A 26984-nucleotide genomic window follows, 5' to 3' on the forward strand; every position below is an offset into this window, starting at 1 on the left:
AAATATTTCATTGACGTGTTTTTCTGATAACTCGAACTAACGTGCCAGGACACGCTTGACTCTGTCCTGGGGGACAGACTTTATGATTTTCTAGATCCTGAACAGAATGGTTCTCTTCCAGAAGAAGGAGTTTCAGTGAGCAAGTTATGTCTGGTCACGGGCGCCAATGGGCATTTGGGCAATACCTTGGTCAGAGCATTGCTCAGTCAGGGCTACAGAGTCCGAGCCGGAGTGCGTGACGTCGGTAACACGGCGCCCTTCGCGGGGCTTGATTGCGAGCTGGTCTATGCCGAATTGCTGGACGGGCCTGCAATGCTCAAGGCGTTGGACGGTGTCGACGTGCTGTTTCAAGTGGCGGCAGTTTTCAGGCATTGGGCCAAAAGCCCGGAAACCGAGATTGTCGAGCCCAATGTGCGGGGGGCACGTAGTGTGTTGGAGGCCGCTGCACGGGCGGGCGTCAAGCGTGTCGTCCATGTCGGTTCCGTCGCCGCGGTTGGTCATGACGGCAGTGCTCTGGATGAAGCGCATTGGAATGACGAGGCCGAAAATGCCTACTACAAATCCAAGATTCTCTCCGAGCAAATGGCCTGGCGGACCGCCAACGACCTGGGGCTCTGGATGGTGTCGGTACTGCCCTCGGCGATGGTGGGGCCAAACGCGACCCGGCTGACCGATACCATGGGGTTTCTGGAATCAGTCAGGCAGCGTCAGATCCCGCTGGACCCAGGGTTCCATTTCAATTTCGTGGATGTGCGCGACGTGGCGGAGGGGTTGATTCTGGCCGCCGAAAAGGGCCGGGCAGGGCAGCGCTATATTCTTGCGAATGAGCGCTCATCGTCGCTCGCCAATCTGGTCAAGGCCGTCAATGCGCTTTCACCGGGTTATCGCCAGCCACCGCGAGCCCCGCAGTGGCTATTGGTCTGCATTGCCTGGATGCAGGAACGGGCCGCGCAACTGACTGGCAAGCCTTCCAGGTTACTGCTCAGCCAGGTGCGCCTGTTCCATAACGTTCGGCAGGAGTACAGCATCGTCAAGGCGAAGACTGAATTGGGGTTCAATCCGCGACCGCCCGAAGAGGCGCTGATGTCAGCTTTTGTCTATCTGGGCAGGCGATCGACCCAGCCTTATGAAGAACTGACGTCGGTGCAGGACCGAACAATGAGTTCATCTCGCCTTTGAGCTCGTTTTTGGCGCTGATCAGGGGGCTCATCTCTGCCAGTTTGAAACCGGCAATTTGTGCCCTGCGAATGAGGTGGACGATTTCCAGATGGTGAGCGTTGTAGGTCCGGTATCGACCGTCGCGTTCCGGCTCGTTTATCAAGCCCATCTGTTCATACAGTCGAATGGCTTTTGGTGTGCAGCCGGTCAATCTGGCGAGTCGTCCAATGAACATTCTTAAATTCCTTTTTTTAAATGTGTTGAATGCCTTGTCCGTTTGATTGCCAGTCAGCCCGTAACCGTCACAACCGTCATGCGGAGCACGCGGGTGATGTGGGTCTTTCGAATATGCCAGCCTGCGGCGACTCAGTAGTACCGTCGCGGGTCGGACTCGATCAGGCTGGCCAGTTTGGTCAGGGCGAAGCGCAATTCGTCCTGGCTCGTGGGCGACATCAATACCAGCCGTACACAACGGGAAATCCCGGAGCGTTCAGCCTGGAACTGGGTGCCACTGAGTACCAGCACACCGTTGGCCCGGGCGAGCATGGTGAACTCGTCGCTGGTCCACGGCTCGGGCAGCGTCAACCAGATGTGGTACGAATAGGGCTGGGTCTTGAGTTCGAAATTGGCAAAGATTTCCCGGGCAATCGCTTGTCGCCCGGCGGCTTCGTTGCGCTGGATGCGGATCAGTTTTTTGTCCAGGCCTTCGGTAATCACATTGCTGGCCAGTTGTGCGGTCAACGGCGACGGCATCCAGACGCTGCTGCGCACCATCGAGGTCAGGCGTGACAGCAGTTTCGGCGGGCTATGGATATAACCGACGCGCAGCGCCGGCATGATCGATTTCGACAGGCTGGTCAGGTACACCGAACGGTCCGGCGCAAATGCCGACAGCGGCTTGATTGACGGATCGGTGGCGAGGAAGCCATAGATGTCGTCGTCGAGGATGATGAAGTCGAATTCTTCGGCCAGTGCCGCGATTTGGGCCCGACGCTTTTGCGACATGATCGCCGCCGTCGGATTCTGGCAGGTCGCCACGCAAACCAGCATCGCTGGTTTCTCTCGCTCGCACAGTTCGCGCAACGCTTCGGGAATGATCCCTTCGTCGTCCATCGGTACGCCACGCAGGCGGCGCTCAAGGCCGTGGGCCAGGGAAATGATACCGGGGTAGCAAAGCGCTTCGCAGAGCACCAGGTCACCGGCGTTGGTCAGGGCGCTCATCGCGACCATCAAGCCATGCTGGGCCCCGGCGGTGATCACCACTTGCTGCCATTGCGCATCGGGCAACGAATGGCGCAACCACTGCGCGCCCGCCTCGCGATGCGCCGGGTGACCGCCGTCCGGCGCGTAATCCAGGGCTCGGGCGAAATCGGTGCTTTTGGCCATCCCCACAAGGGCGTCGCGCAACCAGTACTCCAGGGTTTCGCTATAGGGCTTGATGATCGACAGATCGAGTAACTCGGATTGCCCCAGATTGAGCGGTGCGGCGCTGTTGCTCGCCGGCAGTTCCAGCTGCTTCTGGTTGAGCACATAAGTACCGCGGCCCACTTCCCCCTGCACCAGGCGACGTCGATGGGCTTCGCTATAGGCCCGGCTGATGGTGCCCGGCGTGACATTCAGGGTAGTGGCCAGCTCCCGCAGGGTCGGCAAGCGATCGCCTTCATTCAACACGCCGTTGCTGATATCGCGCGCCAACGCATCGGCAATCGACAAATACATCGGCTGGTTGAACTCGCTTAGCTGGGGAACCCACATGAATGATCACTGCCCATCGTAGAAATGATGAATATCCGAGCATATCACATGGAGGTTAAGCAGCTGATAAATCGACTCAATCGATAAATTGATTCGATTGAGCCTGTGATTGAGTCGATATCCAATGCTCAAAAAAGATATTTTTCACACGGCTAATTCGCTTGTAAATCATATATTTAAGCAGTAAATAGAGAAAAATCAGCCATTGATAGCAAAAAAACATCTCGTAACAACTCTGTCACCTATTGAATCAACTCAATTCTTTCAAATACACTCATATAGAATCGAAGCAATCGACTCAATCCTCCCTGTTCACTGCGCGACTCTGTCGTGCCAAGTCGAGACATCATGGACACACTCAGAAAGGATCTATCTCTGTCAGCCGTCATCGCGGGCTTTATTGCCGTGATCATTTCCTACGCCGGCCCTTTGATCATTGTGTTTCAGGCAGCCAAGGAGGCGCACCTGCCCAACGACTTGGTGTCTTCGTGGATCTGGGCCATTTCCATCGGCAGTGGTATTACCGGCCTGTTCCTGAGCTGGCGCCTGCGAGTTCCGGTGATCACCGCGTGGTCGACGCCGGGTGCGGCGTTGCTGGTGACGATGTTGCCCACCGTCACCCTGCCGCAGGCCATCGGCGCCTATGTCGTGGCGTCGGTGATCATTGCCGTGGTCGGTTTGTCCGGGGCGTTCGACAAACTGATGAAACGCCTGCCCAAAGCCATCGCCGCCGCCATGCTCGCGGGCATTCTGTTCCGCTTCGGCGCCGAGCTGTTCACTTCGATCAAGCTGCAACCGGAACTGGTGCTGTCGATGATCGCGGCCTACCTGATCTTCAAACGCTTTTCGCCGCGCTACGCGATTCTCTCGGTACTGATTGTCGGCTGTGCAGTGGCGGCCTCGTTCGGTGAACTCAACGGCAGCTCGATCACCATCGCCGTGGCCCATCCGGTCTTCATCGCCCCCGAGTGGAGCTGGCACGCGATCATCAACATTGGCCTGCCATTGGCGCTGGTGACCCTGACCGGCCAGTACGTGCCGGGCATGGCGGTGTTGCGCACCTCGGGTTACAACACCCCCGCGCGCTCGATCATTTCGGTCACCGCGATCGGCTCGGTCCTGATGGCGCCGTTCGGCTCCCACGGCTTTAACCTCGCAGCAATCACAGCAGCGATCTGCACCGGCCGCGAAGCCCACGAAGACCGCGACAAACGCTACATCGCCGGGATTGCCTGCGGGCTGTTCTACATTCTGATGGGCACCTTCGGCGCGACCCTGGCCTCGGTGTTTTCCGCCCTGCCCAAAGAGTTGATTGCCTCCCTTGCCGGCCTGGCCTTGTTCGGTGCAATCAGCGCCGGGCTGACCGGCGCCATGGCAGACGAGAAACAACGGGAAGCGGCGCTGATTACTTTCCTGGTGACGGCCTCGGGCATGAGCTTCCTCGGTTTGGCCGCTGCGTTCTGGGGGTTGATCTTCGGCCTCGTGGCGAACTTCGTACTGACCTGCACCCGGGAAAGCAAAACCGCTGCCCTCGCTGAGGGCCGCCGACCATGAGCCTGCAACATTTAGATCCCGCCATTGCCCGCCTGATCGACCACGAACGCAATCGCCAGGAAACCCACCTGGAGCTGATCGCTTCAGAAAATTATGTCAGCGCAGAAGTGCTCCAGGCCCAAGGGTCGGTGCTGACCAACAAGTACGCCGAAGGTTATCCGGGCAAGCGCTACTACGGCGGCTGCAAGGTCGTCGACGAGATCGAAAACCTGGCCATCGAACGCGCCCGCAAACTGTTCAACTGTGAATATGTCAACGTCCAGCCGCACTCCGGATCCCAGGCCAACCAAGCCGTTTTTCTGGCGGTGCTCGAACCCGGCGATACGATTCTGGGGATGTCACTGGCTCGCGGCGGGCATCTGACCCACGGTGCCTCGGTGAATTTTTCCGGCAAGTTCTACCGGGCGTTTTCCTACGGGCTGGAGAAAGAAACCGAAACCCTCGACTACGCCGAAATGGAAGCCCTGGCCCGGGAGCATCGGCCGAAAATGATCATCGCCGCCAAGGCCGTGGCGTTCAATGAAGCCTTGAGCGATGGGTTCAAGCATTACCAGCAACGGGTGATCAGCAACGCCAGGACCATGGCCGACATCCTCACCCGACGGGGTTTGCGGGTGGTGTCCGGGGGCACCGATTGCCATATGTTCCTGCTCGATCTGCGTTCGATGAACATCGCCGGCAAAGATGCCGAAGCGCTGCTGGAAAGTGCCCACATCACGTTGAACAAAAACGCGATACCCGACGATCCGCAGAAACCGGCGATCACCAGTGGCATTCGCATCGGCACGCCGGCGTTGACCACCCGCGGTTTTGGTGAAGCGGAATGTGCGGAAGTGGCGAACCTGATCGCCGATCTGCTGGAGCAGCCGAACAACGCGGCGCTGCTGGATAACACCCGGCGTCGGGTGATGCATTTGTGTGAATGCTTTCCGGTGTATCTGCTGATTTGATTGCTGGAGGAGCTGTCTGCTTTTGGCCCGGAGTGTGTAAAAACGCTCACGGGCCTTATCGTCGTGGAGCATCGACGTTCATTGGATTGGCGATCGGCGCGAAACATTCCCGAGTACAACCGGCTGCCTGAGCGGCGTATGGCCCTCGATCACCAGAGGCAAGTCTTGATGGATGCTGGCGTACCAGCCTTGCTCGATGCCGGACAGCTCGTAGACCCCATCCACCACCATTGATGAAGTGCATGCTGCATTGATTACCCCGTTCTGCAGCAGGCACATTGATCCCCCTTCACCGTCTAGCCACATCCGAAAAGTAAAACTTGTCCAGGGTGTGCCTCGACTCGGTGTACTCGAACTGACGGCCGTCCTGCAAAAAGGTCTGGTTGCTGACCACGATCACATGGCTCTGCCCCTCCAGGTCCAGGTGCTGCTGGTCGTCCTTGCCTCGCGGTACGGCTTCGATGGTGCGCTGGGCGTAGCTGATTTGCAGTTGCAGCGTCTGTTCGATGAAGGCATAGATCGAATGCTCGGCAATCTCGCTATTGAGCCCCGGAATGAGATCGGCGACGAAGTGGTTGATGTCGAGGATGACCCGTTTGCCATCGATTCGACGCACGCGTTTGATCCGGGTGATCAGGCTGCCTTCTTCGGCTTTCAGGTGTTCACGCAAGGCACCTTGCAGGGGGAACTGCTCGAACGCCACCACCTCGGTGCTGACGTCATTGCCCAGCCTTGGGTGGGTTTCCTGGAAGCTGACGATGCCGCCGAGCTGGAATTCGATCGGATTGGGCGAAAGCACGAAGGTGCCTTTACCGTGAATTTTTTGCGCGAAGCCGCGTTCCTGAAGCATTTCTATGGCTTTGCGCACAGTACCGCGACTGGCCTGGTAGCTGTCCATCAATTCGGTTTCGGAAGGCAGCCGGGCGCCGGGTTCCAGACGTTCGGTGGTGATGCTGGTAAGCAGATCGCTGTAGATCTGGTTGTATTTGCTCATGGGAGTGGCTGCGTTGTGCTCAAGGCAGGAACCTTAGGGAACGCGTGAGGGTTTGTCTATTGCACGAATGGCGGGGCGGTCGTGGCTGTCGGAAATATTACCGCTGGGCGGGTTATTGATAAATAAATCCAAACTCGTCTGTACGAGTTGTTGCTTTAACTCGTACAGACGAGTATTTTTCGCTTCGGTGTGCTGCCAAACAACAAAAAAACACAGTGGATGAAAAGCATGAGCCATGATTACGCGACGATCGCCAGCGAGCTGCTTCATAGCCTCGGTGGTGCCGACAACCTTGAGCAGGCCGCACATTGCGTCACGCGCCTGCGCCTGGCCCTCAAAGACCCGCAGCGGGTCGACAGTACGACGCTGAATCAGATCGATTTGGTCAAAGGCTCGTTTTTCACGGGCGGCCTGTTTCAGGTGGTCATCGGTCCCGGCGAGGTCGAGAAGGTTTACGCCGCGCTGCGCGCGCAGACAGGGCTTGCGGCGTCGACCATCGCCGACGTGAAACAGAAGGGCGCCGATAAAACCAATGCCATGCAGCGGCTGGTGCGGGTGTTCTCCGATGTGTTCATGCCGATTCTGCCGGCGCTGATCATTGCCGGCCTGCTGATGGGGGTGAACAACCTGATCGGCGCCAAAGGCATGTTCATTGCCGGCAAGACTCTGCTTGAGGCCTACCCGACGCTGGACGGTGTCTGGAGCTTGATCAATCTGATGGCCAACACCTCGTTCGTGTTCCTCCCGGCGCTGGTCGGCTGGTCGGCGGCCAAGCGTTTTGGCGGCAGTGAAATCCTTGGCATCGTGCTGGGTCTGATGCTGGTTCACCCGGACCTGCTCAACGCCTGGAACTACGGCAAGGCAGTGGCCGGGCTGGACGGCCAGAGCCTGCCGTACTTCGATATTCTTGGCTGGTTCAAGATCGAGAAGGTCGGCTACCAAGGCCAGATTCTGCCGATCCTGCTGGCCGCCTACGTCATGAGCGTCATTGAAAAATGGCTGCGGGCGCGGGTACCCAATGCCATTCAACTGCTGGTGGTGCCGATTACCACGATCGTCGTGACCGGGGTGTTGGCGCTGGCCGTGATCGGTCCGGTGACCCGTCACCTGGGGATTCTGATCACCGAAGGCGTGGTGACCTTGTTTGACCTGGCGCCGATGGTCGGCGGGGCGATTTTCGGTCTGCTGTATGCGCCGCTGGTGATTACCGGCATGCACCACATGTTTCTTGCGGTCGACTTGCAGCTTATTTCCACTCAGGGCGGCACCTTCATCTGGCCGATGATCGTCATGTCCAACCTCGCACAAGGCAGCGCGGCACTCGGGGTGTTCTACATGACCCGCAGTGCGCGGGATAAAAGCATGGCCTCGACCTCAGCGATTTCCGCCTATTTCGGCATCACCGAACCGGCCATGTTCGGCGTCAATCTGCGCTACAAGTTTCCGTTCTACGCAGCGTTGATCGGCTCGGCGCTGGGCTGCATGTTCCTGTCGCTGAACAAGGTCCAGGCCTCGGCGATCGGTGTCGGTGGCTTGCCCGGTTTCATCTCGATCATCCCGCAGTTCATTCCGATGTTCGTGGTCGGGATGGTGATTGCCATGGTCGTGCCGTTCGTTCTGACCTGCGGGCTGAGCATGAAAATTGTCCGGCCTGGGTATCGGGTCGCCTGACAGATCGCATTCGTCAGTACATATTCAAAAAGGAATCCGCCATGCAAGACTGGCAGCGTTCGGTGATCTACCAGATCTACCCGAAGAGTTTTCACAGCCACGCCGGCAACCCCACGGGGGATTTGCTCGGTGTGGTAGCCAAGCTCGATTACCTGCACTGGCTGGGTGTCGATTGCCTGTGGATCACGCCGTTCCTGCGTTCGCCCCAGCGTGACAACGGTTATGACATCAGCGATTACTACGCCATCGACCCGAGCTACGGAACCATGGCCGACTGCGAATTGCTGATCGCCGAGGCCGGCAAGCGCGGGATCAAGCTGATGCTCGACATCGTGGTCAACCACACTTCGATCGAACACACCTGGTTCCAGCAGGCCCGCAGCAGCCTCGATAACCCTTACCGTGACTTCTACATCTGGCGCGACGAGCCGAATAACTGGGAATCCAAGTTCGGCGGTTCGGCCTGGGAGTACGAAGCCCAGACCGGTCAGTATTACCTGCATTTGTTCGACCACACTCAGGCCGACCTGAACTGGGACAACCCCAAGGTGCGCGCCGAAGTCTTCAACATGATGCGCTTCTGGCGTGACAAGGGCGTGGGCGGTTTCCGCCTGGACGTGATCAACCTGATCTCCAAGCCAGCAGATTTTCCCGAGGACAGCACCGATGGCCGGCGTTTCTACACCGACGGCCCGAACGTGCACGACTACTTGCAGGAAATGCACCGCGAAGTCTTCGAAGGCCATGACCTGATCAACGTCGGCGAGATGTCTTCCACCAGCCTGGAACATTGCATTCGTTACTCGCGGCCGGACTCGAAAGAGCTGTCGATGACCTTCAACTTTCATCACCTGAAAGTTGATTACCCGAACCTGCAGAAGTGGGTTCGCGCTGCCTTCGACTTCCTCGAACTCAAGCGCATCCTTTCCGACTGGCAGACCGGCATGCAGGCCGGTGGCGGCTGGAATGCATTGTTCTGGTGTAACCACGATCAGCCGCGAGTGGTTTCGCGGTTTGGCGATGACGGCGAACACCGTGTGGTATCGGCGAAGATGCTTGGCACCGCGCTGCATTTTCTTCAGGGCACGCCGTTCATCTATCAGGGTGAAGAGTTGGGCATGACCAACCCGGGCTTTGAGAGCATCGAGCAGTACCGCGATGTCGAGACGCTGAACATCTTCCGGCTCAAGCGCAATGCCGGGGAGTCCGAGGCGACGAGCATGAGCGCGATCATGCAGAAATCCCGCGACAACAGTCGCACCCCGATGCACTGGAGCACGCAAGCCAATGCCGGATTCAGCCGTGCCGAACCCTGGATCGGCGTGCCGGCCAACGCCATGCAGATCAACGTCGAAAACCAACTCGACGACACGACTTCGGTGCTGCACCACTATCGCCGGTTGATTGCCCTGCGCCGCAGCGAACCGCTGATTCAGGGCGGCGTGTATCGCCAGCTCTTGCCCACGCACCCGCAGGTCTGGGTGTACCTGCGCGAAGGTGAAGGCGAGCATCTGCTGGTGGTGAACAACTTCTATGGCACGGCGTGTGAAGTCGAGTTGCCGGAACGGGTAATTACCGACGGCATGTTGCAACGCCTGGTGATCAGCAACTACCCGGATTGTGATACGCGTAGTCGGCAACTATTCCTGCGGCCGTACGAGTCGTTTGTTCTGCACCTCACCGATAACTAAACAAAACGATCTTCAAACAACTCGCAGAGCACTGCGCGGGGGCTTCCTGCGCGCAGGTTTTACCGGATGAGCACAATAAAAATAATGGGGTGGCTCTTGAAAACAACAATTTATCGCAGCCTTGCGGCATCGTGCGTGTGTCTGGTGTTGCCGTTCCCGGCACAGGCTTTGGAGTTCGCCGGTTACTTGCGTAGCGGCGTCGGGACTTCGGTCAACAGCGGTTCTCAACAGTGTTTTCAACTGCCGGGTGCCCAGTCGAAATACCGCTTGGGCAACGAATGTGAGCAGTACGCCGAACTGGAGTTGCGTCAGGACTTGTTCACCCTGGACGATGGCTCTGTGCTGAGCGTCGACGGCATGGCTTCGTTGTATAACCAGTACGATAAAGACCTGACGTTCAACGGTGATAACGGCTCGGTGCGCATGCCACAGATGTACGCACAATGGTCGAACTTGCCGAGTCTCAACGGTGGTTCGTTGTGGGCCGGTCGGCGTTACTACAAACGAAACGACATCCATATTTCCGACTTCTACTACTGGAACCAGAGCGCCACGGGTGGTGGTATCGAGGATGTGAAGATCGGCGACCTGAAATACAGCTACGCCTTTTCGCGCAAGGACAACCTGTACCAGAAGGATTATGTCACCCGGCAGGATTTCAACGTCGCGGGTTTTCAGACCAACCCCGGCGGTGAACTGGAGTTTGGCCTGAGTTACATCGAAAAGCCTGACCGCAACGATGCGCACGCAGGTTGGGCAATCACCGCCCAGTATGTGCAGAAAAACTTCCTTGGCGGCAAGAACAAACTGGCGCTGCAATACGGCGAAGGGCCTGGTACCGGGTTGGGTTACACCGGCGATGTGGGCCTGGACGACAGCAACAAGAGCTACCGGCTGGTGGAGTTTTTCGACTGGCAAGTGACACCGCGTTTTGGTGGTCAGGTCGAAGCGGTCTATCAGAAGGACATCCGCCCGGACGGTAACGCCCAGAACTGGATTTCCCTGGGCGTTCGCCCGGCTTACGCGATCACCGATCAATTCAAGCTGGTGACTGAGCTGGGACACGATCAGGTCGAGGCCCCGGGGGGGACGCGCAAGTTGAGCAAGTTCACCTTTGCCCCGACCTGGTCGCCAAACGGCCCGGAGTTCTGGGAACGTCCCGAGGTGCGTTTGTACTACACCTATGCCAGCTGGAACGAAGCGGCCAAGCGTGCGGCCAATGAACTGGCGCAAGGTTCAGCGTTGTCCGATACCGGCGCGTTCGGCACGGCGCTGCATGGTGCGAACGTCGGATTGCAAGTCGAGTACTGGTGGAAATAAGCGATGCTGTCGGAGCTCGCGCTCCATCGGCACTTCAAAGAATAAAACCGCAGGTGAAGTCATGACCATAACCCAACCATTGCAATTGCTGGCGCCGCTGTCCGGGGTGCTGGTGCCACTTGAGCACGTGCCGGATCCGGTGTTCGCCAGCCGGGTGATCGGCGACGGCCTGTGCATCGATCCGACCTCGCAGACCCTTTGCGCGCCGTTGGCCGGCGTGGTCAGCAACCTTCAACACAGTGGCCATGCGATCAGCATCACCGACGACAGCGGCGTACAGGTGCTGCTGCACATTGGTCTGGACACCGTGAACCTGGCGGGTAAGGGGTTCAATGCCTTGGTCGGGCAGGGCCAGCGTGTCGAGGCCGGACAGCCGTTGATCGAGTTCGATGCCGACTATGTAGCCCTGCATGCCCGCAGCCTGTTGACCTTGATGCTGGTGGTCAGTGGCGAGCCCTTCAGCCTGCTGGCACCTGACAACGGCCTGGTGGCCTGTGCACAGCCCGTGTTGCGCCTGAGCCTGGGCGATCCGCGTTCCAGCGTTGCGCAGGAGGAGGGCGAAGCGCTGTTCTCCAAACCGGTTCACCTGCCCAACCCCAATGGCCTGCACGCGCGGCCGGCGGCGATTTTTGCGCAGGCGGCGAAAGGTTTTGCGGCAAGCATTTGCCTGCACAAGCAGCAGGACAGTGCCAACGCCAAGTCCCTGGTGGCGATCATGGCGTTGCAGACGGTTCACGGCGATGCACTGCAGGTCAGTGCGGTGGGCGAAGATGCCGAACTGGCAATCAGCACGTTGGCCCAACTGCTGGCCGATGGCTGCGGTGAGGCCGTGACGGCGGTGGAGGTCGTCGCGCCAGTGGTTCAGGTGCAGGATGTGTCGACGAAGTTGTTGCGCGGTGTCTGTGCTTCGGCGGGTTCGGCCTTTGGGCAGGTGGTGCAGGTGGTTGAGAGCACCCTGGAGGTGCCTGAGTTTGCCGCGGATCAACGCGGGGAGCGCGAGTCGCTGGAGCGTGCGCTGGCACACGCGACGCAGGCGCTGCAACACTTGCGCGACAACGCCGAAGGCAAGGCGCAGGGGGATATCTTCAAGGCTCATCAGGAGTTACTGGAGGACCCGAGTCTGCTGGAGCAAGCCCAGGCCCTGATTGCCGAGGGCAAGAGTGCGGCGTTTGCCTGGAACAGTGCCACTCAAGCCACCGCTACGCTGTTCAAGTCACTGGGCAACACGTTGTTGGCCGAGCGGGCGTTGGACCTGATGGATGTCGGCCAGCGTGTGCTCAAGCTGATTCTCGGGGTGCCGGACGGTGTCTGGGAGTTGCCGGATCAGGCGATTTTGATTGCCGAACAACTGACACCGTCGCAGACCGCTGCCCTGGATAGCGGCAAAGTGTTGGGTTTCGCCACGGTGGGCGGAGGTGCGACCAGCCATGTAGCGATACTGGCCCAGGCCTTGGGTTTGCCGGCGGTGTGTGGTTTACCGGCGCAGGTGCTGTCGCTGGCCAGCGGAACCCGAGTGCTGCTTGATGCGGACAAGGGCGAGTTGCACCTGGACCCTGATCTGTCGGCCATCGAACAGCTGCACGCCAAACGTCAGCAGCAACGGCAACGGCATCAGCGCGAACTCGAGCAGGCTTCGCTGGCGGCCTGTACCCGTGACGGCCATCACTTCGAAGTGACAGCCAACGTTGCCTCGCTGCTTGAGGTCGAACAGGCGATGATGCTGGGCGGCGAGGGTGTCGGTCTGCTGCGTTCGGAGTTTCTTTATCTGGAGCGCAACAACGCGCCCAGCCATGACGAGCAAGCGGTCACTTACAGCGCCATCGCCCGGGCCCTTGGGCCAGAGCGCAATCTGGTGGTGCGCACACTGGATGTGGGCGGCGACAAACCGCTGGCCTACGTGCCAATGGACAGCGAGGCCAATCCGTTTCTGGGCATGCGCGGAATTCGCTTGTGCCTGGAGCGTCCGCAACTGTTGCGCGAGCAGTTCCGGGCAATTCTGAGCAGCGCCGGTCTGGCCCGTCTGCACATCATGCTGCCTATGGTCAGCCAGTTGTCGGAGCTGCGTCTGGCGCGGCAGATGCTGGAAGAAGAGGCGCTGGCGCTCGGGCTCAAGGCGCTGCCGAAACTGGGCATCATGATCGAAGTCCCGTCCGCGGCATTGATGGCGGACCTGTTTGCCCCCGAGGTGGACTTCTTCTCCATTGGCACCAACGACCTGACCCAATACACCCTGGCCATGGACCGCGATCACCCACGCCTGGCCAGCCAGGCCGACAGTTTTCACCCCTCGGTACTGCGTCTTATCGCCGGCACCGTGAAGGCCGCCCATGCCCACGGCAAGTGGGTCGGGGTATGTGGCGCGTTGGCTTCGGAGACTCTGGCAGTGCCACTGTTGCTGGGGCTTGGGGTGGATGAACTGTCGGTCAGCGTGCCGCTGATTCCGGCGATCAAGGCCGCGATTCGCGAGGTCGAGCTCAGCGACTGTCAGGCTGTCGCGCATCGGATACTCGGGCTGGAGAGCGCTGAGCAGGTCCGCGAGGCCTTGTCTTCGCAGCAGCAGGCGATGGTCGAAACTTCACAGGTGTTGGAGAACTGAACATGTTCGAGAAAATGCAACGGGCGTTCTGGAGGGCATTGACCCCGGATCTGCTGGTGGATGAGCCGAAGGTAGCTGCCCTGCCTTCTACGGAGCTGCCGTCGAGTGTGGTCTGCGCGCTGGGTGGGCTGGAAAACCTGGCGTCGCAACAGCGCATTGCGATAACGCGAGTGCGGGTCCAGTTGCGTGATGTAACCCGACTGGACGAACAGGCCTTGCGTGCGGCGGGTGTGCCGGGGGTGATGGTGCTGGCGGATGGCGTGGTGCATGTATTGACCCGGCGCCCAAGTTGGGGCTGACTGGCGGCGCCGGTCGCTCTCGACGCGCGGGTCAACGCCTGCGCCAACGGCCAGGGCGACTGGCATTCCTGAAACTGAAAGGTCCATGTCAATGCAGTTTCAGTGCCTTATTTTTGCACTTTAGCCACCCGACGACCGCTCATGAAGCACAGGAACCCACCCATCGCGGTCAGTGCGCTCAAGGCATAGAACATCGTGGGCGCGGGGGTGTGCATCAATAGAAAGCCGCAAATCACCGGGCTCAGGGCACCACCGAGGGCTGCCAGGTTCTGGGCGCCGTAGTAACTGCCGCGCAGCTCTTCCGGGGCCAGGGTGTCGACGAAGAGGAATTCGGCCGGGTAAATGATCATTTCACCGAGGGTGAAGATGAACATCGCCACGCACCAGCTCAGCATGCTGTCGGCCAGGCTGAAACCGATCAGGCCAAGGATGAACAGGCTGGTGCCTGCGGCAATCCAGTAGCGCAACTTTTCGCGATTGAGGAACCGGCCGATCTGGTACTGCAGCAGGATCACGCTGATGGCGTTGCAGGCGAGCAGGGCGGCCATGATCTCCAGGGCGCGTTTGGAATCGTGGGTCACCAGCAGGTATTGGGACAAGTAGAGGGTGTAACGCCCGTGCACCACGGTGCTGAGCAGGCAGCCGCAAGTGAACATGATCAGGGTGCGGTCGTTTTTCAGGGTGACCAGGGTTTTCAGGAAACTCTGGGGTTGCCCGATGGCGGGTGCCTGCGCCGAATCCCTGGGAATGCCTGTCATCAGGAAGATGCTGAAGAACGCGATGCCACCGGCAATCAGGAACGGTGCAACCGGATAGACCCCGGCAATCACCACGCCGAGCATGGGACCTGTGGCATAGCCGATGTTGGTCAGCGTGTAGCGCAAGGAAAACGCCTTGGCCCGCTGGCCCATGGGCAGGTTTTCGCTGAGGATCGCTTTGGAGCCGATGAGGAACAGCGCTGACGCGGTCTCGGTGATCACCAGGGTGGCGGTGGTCAGGTAGAGGTTTTCGGCAAAGGTCAGCAGCACGAAGCCGATAGCGCTGGAGAGCATTGCCAGGATCAGCAGCCGGCGCTTTTCCAGGCGGTCGATGATGTAGCCGCCGTAAAGCGCGAGCAGGGTGGCGATGAACACCGCGATACCGAGCAGCAAGCCAACGTCCTGTTGGTTGAGGCCCAGCTTGTTGCTCAGGAACAGCGTGAGCAAGGGGCTGGTAATGGCGCGGCTGACCACGATGGTCAGTGAAACGATCATCAAGCGGCGGATAACGAGCGAGTAAGTAACCACGGTGGGGCAAATGTCCTTATTCAGATTGTTGGTGTTCGCCGCAATATCGCGTCGCTGCCATCGCGGGCAAGTCGGCTCGTACCTGTAGGAGCGGGCTTGCCCGCGATGAGGCCCTTGCGGATGGCACAAACATCAAGTCAGCCACCGATCCAGAGTACGAACCGATTCCAGTTCTTCAATCCGCCACAACTGCCCGAGCAGTTCCTCAACCCGCTCCCGGGACATGACCCGCATCGCCAAACTGAAAAACTTCTCCTCCAGCGCCACATCACTCAGCGGATTACCCGGCGCGCCCAACGGCACTTCAACGCACAGGCTCGCTTGCCGACCGTCCACGGTCCGCAGTGTCACCACGGGCTCGCCGTCCTCTGACAGTTGCGGGTCCACTTCAAGGCGAATGCGTGACATCCACTGGACAATGCGTGGATCGTTGCGCGCCTCATCGTCATAGGCCTGCAATCGACAATGGCCATGTACCAGCCGTGCCGCCAGTGCATACGCCAGGCTCATCTGCGCCGCCGCGAGGGTGCCGACATCATGGCCGCCACACATGTCCTGGAGAAAACCGCACAGCGAAACCTGTATGTCTTCGACCTGATCGACTGGCACATTCAATTGGTCGAGCAAAAGCCCCAACGCATCGATGGCCGAATGCGTGCCGCGACACGAGGCGTAGGGCTTGATCGAGCAGCGGGCAAGTTTCCATACGGTGCCGAGGTCGGCATCCAGTGCTTCGGGGGTTGAGGTGGCGGCGGCAAGTGTCTGCAAAAAGCCGCCCCAGACATCCTCGAACAACCTGGTTGGACCACTGATGCCCTGCTGCGCAAACCGCGCCGCCAGCAACCCCCCTTCGGCGGCCCGGCCACTGTGCAGTTTTTTACTTTGTGAACCGTCGTGGATGAAAGCCCACAAGCCACCGCTGAAGCTGCCGGCGATGCCCAGTGCCGACAAGGTTTGCCCGGCATTCAATTGAAAGATCCGGGCACTGGCGGCTGCCGCGCCGAACACTCCGCAGGTCGCCGTGGAGTGCCAGCCAGCGCCGTTATGGGCTGAGTAGCCGCCGCAGGCTTCGAGCACCCGGCGCCCGACTTCGTAACCGATCACCACGGCCGTGATGAACTCGTGGCCGCTCACCGGTTGCCCGGTCATCGACACCGCCGCCATGACCGCCGGCAGCACTACGGCGCCTGAGTGGTCGCAGCCACCGGTGTCGTCCAGTTCCAGGGCATGGGCGGCGATGCCGTTGAGCATGGCGGCCTGAGCGGCGCCGACCCGCTGGCGAGTACCCCAGACCAGGGTGTCGCCCGTTTCGTCTTCGAATACCTGCCTTGCCGTTTTCGCGACTTCGCTGTCTGCCCCGGCGAGGGTCGCGCCGAAAGTATCGAGGATATGACGCTTGGCTTGTTCCACCAGTGCGGTCGGCAGGTCCTCGAACCGCGTATCCACGCAAAATTGCGCCAGTCGTTGCATGCGTTCGGTCATGACAGATAATCCCGATAGTGCCGCTCATACACTGACGCCGGATGATCCTCGGTCACTGGCGCAGCCGACTGCTCCCACCACTGGGCGACCTCGCTACCTGTGGCGATCCACACGTCATCGTGCTGCAGAATTCCCTCAAGCAATTCACGCAACACACCAATCCGTCCCGGCGTGGCGATGATCTCCGGGTGCAGGCGCAGCACGTAGCACAGGCCGAAGCGATGAAACCCGGCGAAGTCCATTTGCAGGTTGCCCAGGGTGTGGCTGTAGGATGCGATCCGCGATTGCGCCGGAGGCACCGCCGGGCTGAGGTTGAAGGCGAAATAGGGTTCGTCTTCCAGCTCGTAATGCAGGGGCAACTCGATCACGTCGGGTGCGGTCGGGTGAGCGAAGGGCAAGTCATCACCACGCCAAGACGACGACCAGCGAATTCCTTGATCCCTCAACGCCTCGATGAAGCCGGGTGCACCGTTACCGGCGGGGATGCGGAAACCAGTGGGACGCTGACCGGTCAGCGTCGTCAACGCCTCACAACCCTTGGCAATGTCAGCGCTCTGCGCGGCGAGGTCGAGGGTGTCGTAGTTCTGATGGTGATACCCGGCGCAGGCAATCTCATGCCCGCCCGCTTGGATCGCACGAATATGCTCGGGGTTTTCCTCGGCGACGATACCGGGTACGAACCAGCTGCTGGACACTCCGAGCTCCTTGAACAACGCGAGCAAACGCTCGACCCCGCGTTGGGTGCCGTAGCGCCAGACCGACAGGGTCTTGTCACGCCCGGCAACTTGCGGGGCCTGAGTGAGGATGCCGTGGATGTCGTTGTAGTCGACGGTCAGCACTACCGCGCAGCGATAGCCCTTGGGCCAGACAGTGGAATCAGCCATGGTGATGCTCCTTCAGCCACCACTGGGCGACATCGCGGCAGGTGGCGAACCACACGTCGTCGCGTCGGCGCATGTGTTCAAAGAGTTTTTCCAGCAGCAGGATGCGCCCAGGCTTGCCGGTGATCTTGGGGTGGAACAGGGTGGTCAGGCACAGCCCTTCATCCATGGCGCCGTCGTATTCACGGCACCAGTTGTCCAGGGTCAGGGCGTAGCTGGCGGTGCGGTCCAGCCCGGACGGGAAGTCCGGGGCCCGTGTGTAGGCGATGGAGGCGTAGTCGTCCATTTCCCAGCGGCCGGGGATTTCCACCAGCGGCGTGGCATGGCCCGGCACATTGACCAGGTAAGGCCGGTCATCGCCGCGCATGCTGCTGGAGTAAGTCACGCCGGCCTCCACCAGCATCGCCGGGGTTTCGGCCCGCCAGTCGCCGGACGGCGTGCGGAAACCTTCGGCGCGGATGTGCAGGTGCTTCCAGAACACCTCGCGGGACAGCTTCATCACGTCCTTTTGCTGTTCCAGCGTCAGGGCGTAGAAGGATTCGTGTTTGTAGCCGTGATAAGCCACCTCATGCCCACGCTCGACAATCGCCTGGCACTGTTTCGGCCAGTTCTCCACGACCCAGGCCGGGACGAAGAAGGTCGTCGGTATATGGAACTCGTCGAGCAGATCGAGAATCCGCGGCAGCGCCCGGTACGGGCCGTAACCGCCGAAACCGAAATACTCGGGCTTGCGCCAGATCGAGCCATTGAGCATGGCATCGCCGGTAGGGCCGTCGAGGTCGAAGGCCAGGGCCAGACAGGCCTTGTGCCGGTCGGGCCAGGTGGGTTGGGGTGAGGAGGACATCGTTAGTGCTCCGGTGATCCATAAACAATCACAAGACCTTGTGGGAGCGCCGCACTGGCGCTCCCACAGGTATTGCATTTATCCCTGCAAACTTACTTCCCGGCGTTAACCGTCACAGTCTTGATCGCACCCAGTTCCAGGTCCCATTTCTTCAGGATCGCCTGGTAGCTGCCGTCGTCGATCATGCTCTGCAGCGCAACCTTCACCGCTTCACTGAGCTCAGGTTTTTTCTTGCTCACGCCCATCCCGGTGTACTGCTCGGAGATCGGCAGGCCCACGGTTTTGTACATATCCTTTTCCTGGGTCTTGAGGTAGGGCAGGGTTTCGCTGCCCTGCATGGCGGCGTCGATGCGGCTCTGGCGCAGTTGCGCACGGGCATCGGCCGAGCCTTCGGTGCCGATCACATTGATCGCAGGCTTGCCGGCGGCTTCACAGTTGGCCTTGCTCCACTCGGCGATTTCCGCCGGGAAGGTGGTACGGCGGCTGGTGCCGACTTTCTTGCCGCACAGGTCGACGATCTCGTTGGTGTCCTTGTTTTTCTGCAAGGTGTAGAACTGCGGACCGCTGGTGAAGTAGTCGACGAAGGTCACGCTGGCCTGACGTTCGGCGGTGTCGGTCATGCCCGACAGCACCATGTCCACTCGGTCGGTGGTCAGGGCGTTGATCATTTGTTCGAAGCCGGTTTCCTGCCATTTGATCTTCACCCCCAGACGTTCGGCCAGGGCATTGCCCAGGTCATAGTCCAGGCCGGTGAGGGTGTTGGTGGCCGGGTCCTTGAAATCCATCGGCGGGTAGTTCGGCATGATCGCTACGACGATTTCGCCCTTGGCCTTGATGCTGGCCGGCAATTCGGCAGCGAAGGTGAAGCCGGATGCCATAACGCCGGCGAGTACTGCTGGAATAACGAAGTTCTTCATGGTCGTTCTCTTATGAGTGTTGTGAGGCGGCTCTTGTTTTCCAAGCACGGCCCTTAGGTTCGAACGGCAGAAATGAAGCTTTGGGTGCGAGGGTTTTGCGGACTTATTAGTATTTCTTCGGGGCTTCCAGCCTCCACGATCTGCCCGCCGTCCATGAACACCATGCGGTTGGAAACCTCGCGAGCGAAGCCCAGTTCATGGGTGACGACGATCATGGTCATGCCGGTCTGCGCCAGATCGCGCATCACCGACAGCACCTCACCGACCAGTTCCGGGTCGAGTGCCGAAGTGGGTTCATCGAACAGCATCAGCTTGGGGCGCATGGCCAATGCACGGGCAATGGCGACGCGTTGTTGCTGACCACCCGACAGTTCGATCGGGTAGCTGTTGCGCTTGTCGGCCAGGCCGACGCGAGCGAGCAGTTCCACGGCTTCTTCGTGCGCCTCTTTGGGCGAACGCTTGAGCACCTGGCACGGCCCTTCGATGATGTTTTGCAGCACGGTCATGTGCGGGAACAGGTTGAAACGCTGGAACACCATGCCGGTGGACAGGCGCTGGCGGGCGATCTGCGTTTCGTTGAGTTCGTGCAGCTTGTTGCCGACGATCCGGTAACCCACCAGCTCGCCGTCAACCCACAGGCCGCCCTTGTCGATCTTTTCCAGCTGGTTGACGCAACGCAGCAAGGTGCTCTTGCCGGAACCGGACGGGCCGATGATGCACAGCACTTCGCCTTGCTCGACTTCGATGTTGATGTCCTTGAGTGCGTGGAACTGGTCGTAATACTTGTTCAGGCTCACGGCCTTGACGATGCTTCTCATGTCGGATTCCTCAAGAACGCTTGCCGGCGCCGCGGGCGAAACGACGCTCCAGACGGCTTTGACCGAAGGACAGGACGGTGACGGTGGCCAGGTACCAGATACCGGCGACGATCAGCAGCTCCATCACGCGGGCGTTGGCGTAGTAGATGTTCTGCGCGTTGTAGAGCAATTCCGAGTACTGGATGACGCTCGCCAGCGAGGTCATTTTCACCATGCCGATGAACTCGTTGCCCACCGGCGGAATGATGATGCGCATGGCCTGGGGCAGGATGATCCGGCGCAGTGCCTGCAGGCGCGGCATGCCGATCGACTTGGCGGCTTCGTATTGCCCGGTGTCCACCGAGAGCAGGCCGGCGCGCACCACTTCGGCGGTGTAGGCACCCTGGTTGATGCTCAAGCCGAGCAGGGCCGCCACGAACGGCGTCATCAGGCTCACGGTGTCCATTTCGAACAGGCCGGGGATGCCGATGGTGGGGAAGATCAGCGCCAGGTTGAACCACAACAGCAGTTGCAGAATCAGTGGCGTACCGCGAAACAGCCAGGTGTAGGTCAGCGCCACATAGCGCAGGATCGGGTTGGCCGACATGCGCATGATCGCGGTGATCACCCCGAACACGATGCCCAGGGCCATCGCCAGCACCGCCATGACGATGGTGTTGAGCAAGCCCCACATGATCGCCTGGGAGGTGAGGAACTGGCCGATATACGACCATTCGATCTTGCCTTCGGCGAAGGCGCGCACCAGGCCAATGATCGCGATGACGATCACCGTGGCAAAGAAAATCCGCCCGTAGTAACGCCGCGGTACATGATCGTACTGGGTGATATCAAACTGGTTTTCCGCCAGTTTGCGCTCCGCCTGGAGTCGCTCTGCCTGTGTCTGGCTCATTGTTGTTTCTCCGTACACTTTATTCGGGTCAAACACTTATCCCTTGTAGGAGCGAGCTTGCTCGCGATGGTCGCCAACGATAACGCTGGGAACCTGACACCCCGTGGCGCTCTCAGGTCCATCGCGAGCAGGCTCGCTCCTACAGGAGTTTTGTGTTTTGGCTCAGAGGCGGAAGCCCTGATAGTTCTCGGTCCATGCTTGCTGGGCGGCGAGGGCGGTTTTCAAACGGCCGATCTGCTCGCGCACCTGTTGCGGCGCGGTGCCACCCCAGCCACTGCGGGCGGCGATGGCGGCTTCGAGGGTCAGGCTGTCGCGCACTTGCGGGGTCAGGCGTGGATCGATCTCGGCCAACAGTGTCGGCGAGGCTTCCCACAATTCGATGTCGTGTTTCTCACAAGCCTGGACCAACGCGCCGGTGATTTCGTGGGCTTCCTTGAACGGCACGCCGCGTACGGCCAGCCAGTCGGCGACTTCGGTAGCGAGGGTGAACCCCATAGGTGCCTGACGACGCAGCTCTTCGACGTTGACCTTCATGGTCGCGACCATTCCAGCCATGGCCGGCAGCACCAGCAGCAGGGTGTCGACGCTGTCGAGCACGCCGTTCTTGTCTTCGCTCAAGTCGCGGTTGTAGGACAGCGGCAGGGATTTGAGGGTGGACAACAGGCCGGTCAGGTTGCCGATCAGGCGACCCGCCTTGCCCCGCGCCAGTTCGGCGATGTCCGGGTTCTTTTTCTGCGGCATGATCGAGCTGCCGGTGGCGTAGGCGTCGTCCAGCGCGACCCAGCGGAATTGCCGCGACGACCACAGGCAGAACTCTTCGGCGAGGCGCGAGATGTTGATGCCGAGCATGCTGGCGATGAACAGGAACTCGGCGACGTGATCGCGGCTGGCCACGGCGTCGATGGAGTTTTCGCAAACACCGCTGTAACCCATTTCTTTCGCCGATTGCTGCGGCAGGCGAGCGATGGCAGACCCGGCCATCGCGGCTGCGCCAAGTGGCGATAGCGAGGTGCGAGCGTCCCAGTCCACCAGGCGCTGCACGTCACGCAGCATCGATTGCGAATGAGCCAGCAGGTGATGAGCAAACACGATCGGTTGTGCCTGCTGCAGGTGGGTGAAGCCGGGGCAGATGGTTTCAATGTGTTGTTCGGCCTGAGCCACCAGCGCCTGTTGCAAGGCCAGCACTTCGGCGGCCAGGGTGCGTACGTGGTCGCGCAGAAACAGACGCAGGTCGTTGGCGGTCTGGTCGTTGCGCGAACGACCGGCGCGCAGCTTGCCACCGAGGGCGCCAAGGCGTTCGGTCAGCAGACGCTCGATGAAGGTGTGGACGTCTTCGTCGTCCAGGGTCGGGGCGATGCTGCCGGCGCGAAAGTCAGCGCCGATACGTTCCAGGGCGTCGAGCATGGTCCGGGTTTCTTGCTCGCTCAGCAGTCCGGCGCGCTGCAGTTCCCGGGCATGGGCCTTGGAGCCGGCGAGGTCGTACGGGGTGAGCCGGAAGTAGCGCTCAGGGCAACGGGACAGGGCCGCCAAGGCTTCGGACGGGCCGCTTTTGAAGCGAGCACCCCAGAGACGGTCGGTGGTTTGAGACATTGTTGTTTTCCTCGTCGGTAACGCGAACTGAAATGGGGATGCCGGGCCGCAACGTCGCTACAAAGTCAGCGAGCGAAATCAGGCCAGGGCAGTTTTCAAGAGGGCAGTTGCAAAGGAGCGAGAACTGATCGAAGTGTCAGCTTTTAATATTTTGAGATCAGTGGTTTGGCACTGATGTTCGGGATTTATTGGCGGTTGCCAAGCCTGGTTTTCTGTGTTCATTATTTATTAGGCCAGCTATGTTTTTGTTGTTGGGCACAGATTGTTGAATAGGGCGCCAGAGGTAAATAAGCATTATGGAAACCCCACTTTCCAATTCCGGAAACCCGCCGCCGAAAACCCTGCAACGGGCACCGTTAGCCCTCAGCGGGCTGGACTTCAAATTGCTCAAAGTGTTCAAGGCCGTGGTCGAGGCTGGAGGCTTCAGTGCCGCGCAAAATGAGCTGAATGTGGGGCTGGCAGCCATCAGCAAACAAATTTCCGACCTGGAAATCCGTATCGGCATGCGCCTTTGCACGCGAGGGCGAGAGGGCTTTCACCTGACGGAAGAAGGGCGTCTGGTGTATCAGGCGTCAATAGACTTATTTGCTTCGGTCGACAACTTTCGTGACCGCCTTAGTTCGGCGCAAAACGAACTTGTCGGTGATCTTGGTGTGGGGGTTATTGATAACACCATCTCTGACGCCAATTCGCCGTTAGTTGCCGCGCTTAGACGTATAAACGAACAGTCTCCCAAGGTTAGATTTCAACTTCAGGCAACGCAGCTTGATGAGGTTGAAAGAGGTGTCGTCGAGGGGCGGTTAGTTGCGGGGATTGTGCCGGTTTATCAAAAGCGCGAGGAGTTCGATTACTACGCGCTATACGAAGAACGCTCGGAGGTTTATTGCGCGCTCGGCCACCCGCTGTTCTCCATGGCGGACGCGGACATGGGTAGTAATGTGCTCAAGGATTACGAATGCATCAACCATCGCTACGCGATTCATCGCGACAAATTGAAATTTGCCCACTACGACAGCTTTTCCGCCTCGGCAACCCAGGTGGAGGCCGTTGCGCTGCTGATCAAGACTGGTCGTTTCCTGGGTTTCCTGCCCCAGCATTACGCCGCGCCGATGGTGGCGCGGGGAGAGTTTCGCGCGGTGCGCCCGGACCTGATCAACATCGTCACGCCGTTCAGTCTGATCCTGCGCCATAACACTGTGCGCAGCCCCTTGGTGAAGGCATTTGCCCAGGCGCTGGGCGTGGATTTAAAAGCCTCGGTTTGATTGTTCACCACGTTGAACACCAACTAACGAACACTGGCGGCCAATGGGGATGACTGGGCCTGGCATAAGGTTTCAGAATGTGCAGCAACACGAAATCGTCTTTATCGAAACGTTCGCTCAATACTGCTTGTAGAGTTCCCAATGCCGTGCCGTGAAGAGCGTGATATTCGCCTGGATCCATCATCACACAAGCAGGCGCCGCAACACTTTTCAGTCTCGGGATCGACTCGGCGCCCGGTTCGACCGGCAGCGACTGGATCAAAACAGTTTCTTCAGACATGACTTCGCCCTTGCCGTGTTAGCGGCTGACTTTGAAGGGGGGGGAGTGGTGTTACTTGAGGGGCGAGGCAGAGATTTTGGAGTAAGTGTCGATATCAGTTGTAGCAAGAAGGGAGCGGCCATCCTTGAATTTTGCGTAGAAGGTTATTTCCCTTTCTTTATCACATAGCAACCAGCCCGCAACCAGTCCAATCGGCCCTAAAAGCAATGCTCCAGCCAGGCTCCATCGAATGACGCTTCCTTTCTTGTTTACGACCTCTTCGGTTGCTGTTTCCAGGGCTTCCAGTTTTGAAATGGATATCGTTAATTCGCGAGAAGGTTTTAATGCGGATTTTAGAGTGAACCGTCCAGATTGAAATTCGGCATCACCTGCCAGAAAGTCACCGGATATCACTGTAATTTTAGACATGGTGTTTCTCTTCTGATCAGGTTTAGCCGGCTGATAACTGAGCTCCCAAGGCCCCTGTCAGTCAATCGACTTGCGACAAAAGGTGAGGCCGATGATCACTCCATCGATACCAGATCATGGGCATTCACAGCCGGTGAAATCGAAACCTTCGCAGGGCGGTCCGAACGGCAGAACCTCTTTGCCTTGGGCTAGCGCCACCGGGCTGGCGTGATTCGAGTTTTTGGGCTATTGCTTGATGGCCCTTCATGAGTCCGGAAGACAGGGGACTACTAATGAAAACGCTGATAGTTGATCACTCTTGGAGCAAAATCATCGAGCGAGATGAGTTCGCCAAGGTCGCGCTGGCGGCAAAGATTGAGCAGATCGAAGAAATCGAAGCTGCCATTCGAGCGGTTGAAGGTGAAGAGGCAGCCCGTAATGTTCTAAATGATGGCTTGATAAAGCATGCATTAACGCGCTGCCTGGAGAACTTGCAGGGATCTGCATCCGTAACGGAGCAGGACTTCTGGGTCTGTTACGAGTTCGCGACAACCGCTGCGCAGAATGCAGAGCGAACCATTGACGAAGAACTTTCGCACATAGGGTCGTGATCGTATCTGCGAATGCACGCCTGGATGACATTGGAAACGGGCATGGGAACGGTGTCAGGGGGAAAGCTACTTGAGCATCAAACCTGCGGGTGGCGGCTCCCTGGCCCATAGTCACCAACATCTCAAGCGATGGATGTAATGGCTTGAATATCGAGAGGTGCGCCGTGAAGATGAACGCTTTCATGGGTACTGTTAGCACCACTGAATGCACGACCCGGAACTTGCAGCTCAGTCGAGGTAACTGATTGCAGGAATGACCGTTCAGGACGCGAAGTGCTCGTCACCCGGGTCCCTGCGCAGCTCCCGCAAACTTTCATTTCGAAACATCCGCACCACATTTCCTTCTCGTCGTACTCGATCCGCTTCTATGCAGCGTTCGCCGATCGTTCCTGTCCACTCTTGGCCATGGCCTGCCTCTTCAATTCCGTGGGCCGGTAGACCCAGCCATGTCTGTCGTCGGTGCTGGCGCAACGTGGTTGCTGCTGAGCAGCGCCCGGCAGGACTGCTCGATCCGTACCCGCATGTTGTCGGGCTTGCGTTTGCTCATAGTGAACTGGAAGTGAAGAGGGCGGCGCAATGACTGGTAAAATCAGCGTTAACAGCCAAGCCAGGCTCGCTGAGGCTATCACGAGGCTGAACACCATGTTCCGGGATAAGAAGTACGCTGTGGTCTCTCTGCGTCCGGGCAAGGACCATATCCTCGACCAGAATGCCCTCTGGTTTGCCCTTTACCAGCGTGTTGCCAAGATGACGCAGATCAATACACGGACCGCATCGTGGCTGATTTCACTGCGCGCGGTGTGGTGTTCACCGATCTGCTGGGCGAGGTGGCGGCATGAACCGGATTGATCGCTTCAAAATCAACGAAATCGGCCGGGACTTTGCGGTTGGTGATATCCATGGTTGCTTCTCCAGGTTGCAAGCCGCCTTGGATGCAGTTCAGTTCAATCCTGATGTTGACCGGCTTTTCAGCGTCGGCGATCTCGTGGATCGCGGGCCGGAGTCGGAGCAGGTTGACTCTTGGCTGGGCAAGCCATGGTTTCACGCCGTGCGCGGAAATCATGAGCAGATGGCAGTAGATGCCTACCGTGCAGACCCTGAAGGTCGCATGAAGGTAATGCACCTCATCAACGGTGGTTCTTGGCTTTATGCGCGCTCGTCTGTTGAGCAAGCTTGGTATTCCGAGCTGTTGGCCGACTTGCCACTGGTGATCGAAGTGTGGACGCCAGCGGGCCTTATCGGGATCGTCCACGCCGACTGCCCCTATGACCACTGGAATGAATTCGTACAGGTGATCGAGCAGGGAAGCTCCGTGGAAGCAGCTCACGTTGCAGCGATTGCCCAATGGTCGAGGAAGCGTATTTCTGAAGAAAGCTCCCAGGTGGTTAGCGGGGTCAGGGCTGTTGTGGTTGGTCATACACCGGTGCGCCAGCCAGCAGTTCTCGGCAACGTCTACCACATCGACACCGGCGGCTGGATGGACGGCCACTTCACCCTGCTGAATCTGCATACCCTCCAGCCGTCGCTGTGCTTATCGACGCGTTCAAGCGCGCTGACCAACGAGCGTTTGACCTGGCTGCAAATGCTGACCAAGCCAGAGCCCGGGGAGTGACTTGCGAGCAGGCGTACATTTCGCTTGAGGAAAAATTGGTAGGGTGGTGGCTAATTAGTATCATTGAGGTGCTGTTATTTCAGTGGGCGCCAGACATACGCGATCCCTAACCCTTTCAATCCACTCTCCACGACGAA

Annotated in this window: 25 protein-coding genes and 2 pseudogenes; 13 read left to right on the plus strand and 14 right to left on the minus strand. The window is 59.2% G+C overall.

What is annotated here, in order from left to right; genetic code table 11:
- Positions 1 to 135 precede the first annotated feature (135 nt).
- Positions 136 to 1179: an NAD-dependent epimerase/dehydratase family protein gene (locus tag AC06G5_RS10580; RefSeq protein WP_480459416.1), complete on the plus strand. Its 1044-nt coding sequence runs from the start codon at positions 136 to 138 to the stop codon at positions 1177 to 1179.
- Positions 1180 to 1207: 28 nt separating this feature from the next.
- Here AC06G5_RS10580 and AC06G5_RS10585 read toward each other — a convergent pair.
- Positions 1208 to 1393: pseudogene (locus tag AC06G5_RS10585) on the minus strand (MerR family transcriptional regulator); the annotation flags it as partial.
- Positions 1394 to 1524: 131 nt separating this feature from the next.
- Positions 1525 to 2913: an aminotransferase-like domain-containing protein gene (locus AC06G5_RS10590; protein WP_413705213.1), complete on the minus strand. Its 1389-nt coding sequence runs from the start codon at positions 2911 to 2913 to the stop codon at positions 1525 to 1527.
- A 348-nt stretch (positions 2914 to 3261) separates the two neighbouring features.
- On the opposite strand from AC06G5_RS10590, the gene AC06G5_RS10595 reads away from it, so the two are divergent.
- Together AC06G5_RS10595 and glyA are read left to right on the plus strand one after the other, a co-directional pair.
- A complete protein-coding gene (locus AC06G5_RS10595; RefSeq protein ID WP_413421259.1) occupies positions 3262 to 4467 on the plus strand; it encodes a benzoate/H(+) symporter BenE family transporter in 1206 nt (401 codons plus the stop codon).
- Entirely contained in the window at positions 4464 to 5417 is a 954-nt protein-coding gene (glyA, locus tag AC06G5_RS10600; RefSeq protein WP_480459419.1) for a serine hydroxymethyltransferase, read from the plus strand. Before AC06G5_RS10595 ends, glyA begins: the two co-directional genes overlap by 4 nt.
- Positions 5418 to 5495: 78 nt before the next feature.
- Here glyA and AC06G5_RS10605 read toward each other — a convergent pair whose 3' ends face one another.
- Positions 5496 to 5696: a hypothetical protein gene (locus tag AC06G5_RS10605; protein ID WP_413705211.1), complete on the minus strand. Its 201-nt coding sequence runs from the start codon at positions 5694 to 5696 to the stop codon at positions 5496 to 5498.
- Positions 5697 to 5706: 10 nt separating this feature from the next.
- Positions 5707 to 6411: a trehalose operon repressor gene (treR, locus tag AC06G5_RS10610; RefSeq protein WP_413421263.1), complete on the minus strand. Its 705-nt coding sequence runs from the start codon at positions 6409 to 6411 to the stop codon at positions 5707 to 5709.
- A 228-nt stretch (positions 6412 to 6639) separates the two neighbouring features.
- Here treR and treP point away from each other — a divergent pair, with 228 nt between their 5' ends.
- The 5 genes from treP (at position 6640) to AC06G5_RS10635 (ending at position 13988) form a co-directional block, all read left to right on the plus strand.
- Entirely contained in the window at positions 6640 to 8082 is a 1443-nt protein-coding gene (gene treP, locus AC06G5_RS10615; protein WP_413421265.1) for a PTS system trehalose-specific EIIBC component, read from the plus strand.
- Between the two features lie 41 nt (positions 8083 to 8123).
- Complete coding sequence (gene treC, locus AC06G5_RS10620; RefSeq protein WP_480459421.1) at positions 8124 to 9773, plus strand: alpha,alpha-phosphotrehalase; 1650 nt, start codon at positions 8124 to 8126, stop codon at positions 9771 to 9773.
- A gap of 96 nt (positions 9774 to 9869) precedes the next feature.
- The gene (locus tag AC06G5_RS10625; RefSeq protein WP_480459424.1) at positions 9870 to 11093 is read left to right on the plus strand and encodes a carbohydrate porin; all 1224 of its coding nucleotides are present in this window, start codon (positions 9870 to 9872) and stop codon (positions 11091 to 11093) included.
- Positions 11094 to 11154: 61 nt separating this feature from the next.
- Positions 11155 to 13689, plus strand: coding sequence for a phosphoenolpyruvate--protein phosphotransferase (gene ptsP / locus AC06G5_RS10630; RefSeq protein ID WP_480459426.1), 2535 nt, complete (start codon positions 11155 to 11157; stop codon positions 13687 to 13689).
- A 2-nt stretch (positions 13690 to 13691) separates the two neighbouring features.
- Positions 13692 to 13988 (plus strand): PTS sugar transporter subunit IIB, encoded by a 297-nt coding sequence (locus tag AC06G5_RS10635; protein WP_413421273.1) that lies wholly within the window; start codon positions 13692 to 13694, stop codon positions 13986 to 13988.
- Positions 13989 to 14095: 107 nt separating this feature from the next.
- On the opposite strand, the gene AC06G5_RS10640 is transcribed toward AC06G5_RS10635, so the two are convergent.
- The 8 genes from AC06G5_RS10640 to argH form a co-directional block, all read right to left on the minus strand.
- A complete protein-coding gene (locus AC06G5_RS10640) occupies positions 14096 to 15274 on the minus strand; it encodes an MFS transporter (protein WP_413421275.1) in 1179 nt (392 codons plus the stop codon).
- A 132-nt stretch (positions 15275 to 15406) separates the two neighbouring features.
- A complete protein-coding gene (locus tag AC06G5_RS10645; RefSeq protein WP_480459429.1) occupies positions 15407 to 16756 on the minus strand; it encodes an MmgE/PrpD family protein in 1350 nt (449 codons plus the stop codon).
- The gene (locus AC06G5_RS10650; RefSeq protein WP_413421279.1) at positions 16753 to 17640 is read right to left on the minus strand and encodes a polysaccharide deacetylase family protein; all 888 of its coding nucleotides are present in this window, start codon (positions 17638 to 17640) and stop codon (positions 16753 to 16755) included. Before AC06G5_RS10650 ends, AC06G5_RS10645 begins: the two co-directional genes overlap by 4 nt.
- Complete coding sequence (locus tag AC06G5_RS10655; RefSeq protein ID WP_413421281.1) at positions 17633 to 18481, minus strand: polysaccharide deacetylase family protein; 849 nt, start codon at positions 18479 to 18481, stop codon at positions 17633 to 17635. The genes AC06G5_RS10650 and AC06G5_RS10655 overlap by 8 nt, the downstream gene beginning before the upstream one ends.
- A gap of 92 nt (positions 18482 to 18573) precedes the next feature.
- Positions 18574 to 19398 carry an ABC transporter substrate-binding protein gene (locus AC06G5_RS10660; protein ID WP_413421283.1) on the minus strand — a complete coding sequence of 275 codons (825 nt, stop codon included), beginning with the start codon at positions 19396 to 19398 and terminating at the stop codon, positions 18574 to 18576.
- A 53-nt stretch (positions 19399 to 19451) separates the two neighbouring features.
- A complete protein-coding gene (locus tag AC06G5_RS10665) occupies positions 19452 to 20216 on the minus strand; it encodes an amino acid ABC transporter ATP-binding protein (protein WP_413421285.1) in 765 nt (254 codons plus the stop codon).
- A gap of 10 nt (positions 20217 to 20226) precedes the next feature.
- Positions 20227 to 21105, minus strand: coding sequence for an amino acid ABC transporter permease (locus AC06G5_RS10670; protein ID WP_057396441.1), 879 nt, complete (start codon positions 21103 to 21105; stop codon positions 20227 to 20229).
- Between the two features lie 162 nt (positions 21106 to 21267).
- A complete protein-coding gene (argH, locus tag AC06G5_RS10675; RefSeq protein WP_413421287.1) occupies positions 21268 to 22695 on the minus strand; it encodes an argininosuccinate lyase in 1428 nt (475 codons plus the stop codon).
- 296 nt (positions 22696 to 22991) lie between these two features.
- Here argH and AC06G5_RS10680 point away from each other — a divergent pair, with 296 nt between their 5' ends.
- Entirely contained in the window at positions 22992 to 23957 is a 966-nt protein-coding gene (locus tag AC06G5_RS10680; protein ID WP_413705207.1) for a LysR family transcriptional regulator, read from the plus strand.
- A 4-nt stretch (positions 23958 to 23961) separates the two neighbouring features.
- Here the strand turns inward: AC06G5_RS10680 and AC06G5_RS10685 are convergent, their stop codons facing one another.
- Positions 23962 to 24237 carry a hypothetical protein gene (locus AC06G5_RS10685; RefSeq protein ID WP_413421291.1) on the minus strand — a complete coding sequence of 92 codons (276 nt, stop codon included), beginning with the start codon at positions 24235 to 24237 and terminating at the stop codon, positions 23962 to 23964.
- 51 nt (positions 24238 to 24288) lie between these two features.
- Entirely contained in the window at positions 24289 to 24645 is a 357-nt protein-coding gene (locus tag AC06G5_RS10690; protein WP_085716578.1) for a hypothetical protein, read from the minus strand.
- A gap of 272 nt (positions 24646 to 24917) precedes the next feature.
- On the opposite strand from AC06G5_RS10690, the gene AC06G5_RS10695 reads away from it, so the two are divergent.
- From AC06G5_RS10695 to AC06G5_RS10710, 4 genes and pseudogenes are all read left to right on the plus strand, one after another.
- Positions 24918 to 25235: a hypothetical protein gene (locus AC06G5_RS10695; protein ID WP_413421295.1), complete on the plus strand. Its 318-nt coding sequence runs from the start codon at positions 24918 to 24920 to the stop codon at positions 25233 to 25235.
- 576 nt (positions 25236 to 25811) lie between these two features.
- Positions 25812 to 25994: pseudogene (locus tag AC06G5_RS10700) on the plus strand (hypothetical protein); the annotation flags it as partial.
- A gap of 76 nt (positions 25995 to 26070) precedes the next feature.
- The gene (locus tag AC06G5_RS10705) at positions 26071 to 26847 is read left to right on the plus strand and encodes a metallophosphoesterase (protein ID WP_413421297.1); all 777 of its coding nucleotides are present in this window, start codon (positions 26071 to 26073) and stop codon (positions 26845 to 26847) included.
- Positions 26763 to 26957, plus strand: a complete 195-nt coding sequence (locus tag AC06G5_RS10710) for a hypothetical protein (RefSeq protein WP_413421299.1) — start codon at positions 26763 to 26765, stop codon at positions 26955 to 26957. The genes AC06G5_RS10705 and AC06G5_RS10710 overlap by 85 nt, the downstream gene beginning before the upstream one ends.
- The last annotated feature ends 27 nt before the right edge of the window (positions 26958 to 26984 follow it).

Source organism: Pseudomonas sp. WT-JTC (assembly GCF_056711565.1).

Excerpts from the sequence above, each read along its gene's own strand:
- AC06G5_RS10660 (WP_413421283.1), bottom strand. The coding sequence starts at position 19,398 with ATGAAGAACTTCGTTATTCCAGCAGTACTCGCCGGCGTTATGGCATCC.
- treR (WP_413421263.1), bottom strand. The coding sequence starts at position 6,411 with ATGAGCAAATACAACCAGATCTACAGCGATCTGCTTACCAGCATCACC.
- argH (WP_413421287.1), bottom strand. The coding sequence starts at position 22,695 with ATGTCTCAAACCACCGACCGTCTCTGGGGTGCTCGCTTCAAAAGCGGC.
- AC06G5_RS10645 (WP_480459429.1), bottom strand. The coding sequence starts at position 16,756 with ATGACCGAACGCATGCAACGACTGGCGCAATTTTGCGTGGATACGCGG.
- AC06G5_RS10650 (WP_413421279.1), bottom strand. The coding sequence starts at position 17,640 with ATGGCTGATTCCACTGTCTGGCCCAAGGGCTATCGCTGCGCGGTAGTG.
- treP (WP_413421265.1), top strand. The coding sequence starts at position 6,640 with ATGAGCCATGATTACGCGACGATCGCCAGCGAGCTGCTTCATAGCCTC.
- glyA (WP_480459419.1), top strand. The coding sequence starts at position 4,464 with ATGAGCCTGCAACATTTAGATCCCGCCATTGCCCGCCTGATCGACCAC.
- AC06G5_RS10605 (WP_413705211.1), bottom strand. The coding sequence starts at position 5,696 with ATGTGCCTGCTGCAGAACGGGGTAATCAATGCAGCATGCACTTCATCA.
- AC06G5_RS10705 (WP_413421297.1), top strand. The coding sequence starts at position 26,071 with ATGAACCGGATTGATCGCTTCAAAATCAACGAAATCGGCCGGGACTTT.
- AC06G5_RS10665 (WP_413421285.1), bottom strand. The coding sequence starts at position 20,216 with ATGAGAAGCATCGTCAAGGCCGTGAGCCTGAACAAGTATTACGACCAG.
- AC06G5_RS10685 (WP_413421291.1), bottom strand. The coding sequence starts at position 24,237 with ATGTCTGAAGAAACTGTTTTGATCCAGTCGCTGCCGGTCGAACCGGGC.
- AC06G5_RS10590 (WP_413705213.1), bottom strand. The coding sequence starts at position 2,913 with ATGTGGGTTCCCCAGCTAAGCGAGTTCAACCAGCCGATGTATTTGTCG.
- AC06G5_RS10680 (WP_413705207.1), top strand. The coding sequence starts at position 22,992 with ATGGAAACCCCACTTTCCAATTCCGGAAACCCGCCGCCGAAAACCCTG.
- AC06G5_RS10655 (WP_413421281.1), bottom strand. The coding sequence starts at position 18,481 with ATGTCCTCCTCACCCCAACCCACCTGGCCCGACCGGCACAAGGCCTGT.
- AC06G5_RS10690 (WP_085716578.1), bottom strand. The coding sequence starts at position 24,645 with ATGTCTAAAATTACAGTGATATCCGGTGACTTTCTGGCAGGTGATGCC.
- treC (WP_480459421.1), top strand. The coding sequence starts at position 8,124 with ATGCAAGACTGGCAGCGTTCGGTGATCTACCAGATCTACCCGAAGAGT.
- AC06G5_RS10695 (WP_413421295.1), top strand. The coding sequence starts at position 24,918 with ATGAAAACGCTGATAGTTGATCACTCTTGGAGCAAAATCATCGAGCGA.
- AC06G5_RS10595 (WP_413421259.1), top strand. The coding sequence starts at position 3,262 with ATGGACACACTCAGAAAGGATCTATCTCTGTCAGCCGTCATCGCGGGC.
- AC06G5_RS10635 (WP_413421273.1), top strand. The coding sequence starts at position 13,692 with ATGTTCGAGAAAATGCAACGGGCGTTCTGGAGGGCATTGACCCCGGAT.
- AC06G5_RS10670 (WP_057396441.1), bottom strand. The coding sequence starts at position 21,105 with ATGAGCCAGACACAGGCAGAGCGACTCCAGGCGGAGCGCAAACTGGCG.
- ptsP (WP_480459426.1), top strand. The coding sequence starts at position 11,155 with ATGACCATAACCCAACCATTGCAATTGCTGGCGCCGCTGTCCGGGGTG.